Origin of the sequence: Streptomyces sp. NPDC020996 (assembly GCF_040641355.1) — a bacterium.
Taxonomy (GTDB): Bacteria; Actinomycetota; Actinomycetes; order Streptomycetales; family Streptomycetaceae; genus Streptomyces.
This window is the reverse complement of sequence record NZ_JBFADM010000159.1, coordinates 1-1,078: the sequence shown is the minus strand read 5'-3', so window position 1 is coordinate 1,078 and position 1,078 is coordinate 1. Positions and strand designations below refer to the sequence as shown.

Annotated in this window: 1 protein-coding gene; it reads right to left on the bottom strand. The window is 66.0% G+C overall.

The annotated features are described in order from the left end of the window. Positions 1-39: 39 nt before the first annotated feature. Positions 40-924, bottom strand: a complete 885-nt coding sequence (locus AB0G63_RS39150; RefSeq protein WP_360760690.1) for an IS3 family transposase — start codon at positions 922-924, stop codon at positions 40-42. Between the last annotated feature and the right edge of the window lie 154 nt (positions 925-1,078).

Genomic DNA, 1,078 nt, shown 5'->3' with positions numbered 1-1,078 from the left:
TGAGCTGACCCGAGTTTCGTAGAGTCCGGTGATCTTGTTTCAGGCGGACTGCGAGACGGCTTCCTGTTGTCGCCACCAGTCGCGTTCGTACTCGGCGGGCGGTATGTAGTCGAGGGCGGAGTGGAGCCTTTCCTCGTTGTACCAGGTGACCCACTGGAAGATCGCCCGCTCGACCTGGTCGAAGTCCCGCCACGGTCCTTGCATCTCGATCAGCTCGGCCTTGAAGGTGCCGTTCAAGGCCTCGGCCATCGCGTTGTCATACGAGTCCGCGACCGAGCCGACGGACGCGGCGGCCCCGACCTCGGCGAGCCGGTCGGTGTAGCGAATCGACACATATTGCGACCCCCTGTCGCTGTGATGGACCAGCCCGGAGTCCTTCTTGATCCGCCTTCTCCACAGCGCCATCTCCAGGGCATCCAGTGGAAGTTCGGTCCGCATGTGGTTGGCGACCTGCCAGCCGACGATCATCCGCGAATACACATCCAGGACGAACGCCACGTACACCCAGCCCGACCAGGTGCGGACATAGGTCATGTCTGCCACCCACAGCTGGTCGGGGCGGGAGGCGGTGAAGTCGCGGTCGACCAGGTCCGGCGGTCTGGGCGTCGACGGCTCCGGCACCGTGGTGCGGCGACGCTGCCCGCGGATGACGCCCTCCAGGCCCAGCTCACGCATCAGCCGCTCGACGGTGCAGCGTGCCACGACGACGCCCTTGCGCCGCAGTGCGCGGGTGATCCGGCGGACACCATAGGTGCCGCCGGACTCGGCATGGACCTGTTCGATCAGCAGCATCAGCTGCTCGTCGCGCAGCCGGCGGGCCGACTTCGGCCGCTTCTTGCGTGCGTAGTACGCCGACTCCGACAGCCCCAGCACCCGGCAGGCGAACCCGACCCCGAGGCCCTTGTCCCTGAGGTGCTCGATCACCTGGTCGGCCTCGTCCGGGGACGGTCGAGTTCGGCTGCAAAAAACACGCTCGCGGCTTTGAGGATCTCATTTGCCCGCCTCAACTCCGCTACTTCTTTGCGGAGTTGCTTCAGTTCCTCGTACTCGGCGGTGGTCAGCCGGTCGGCGCGTTCGC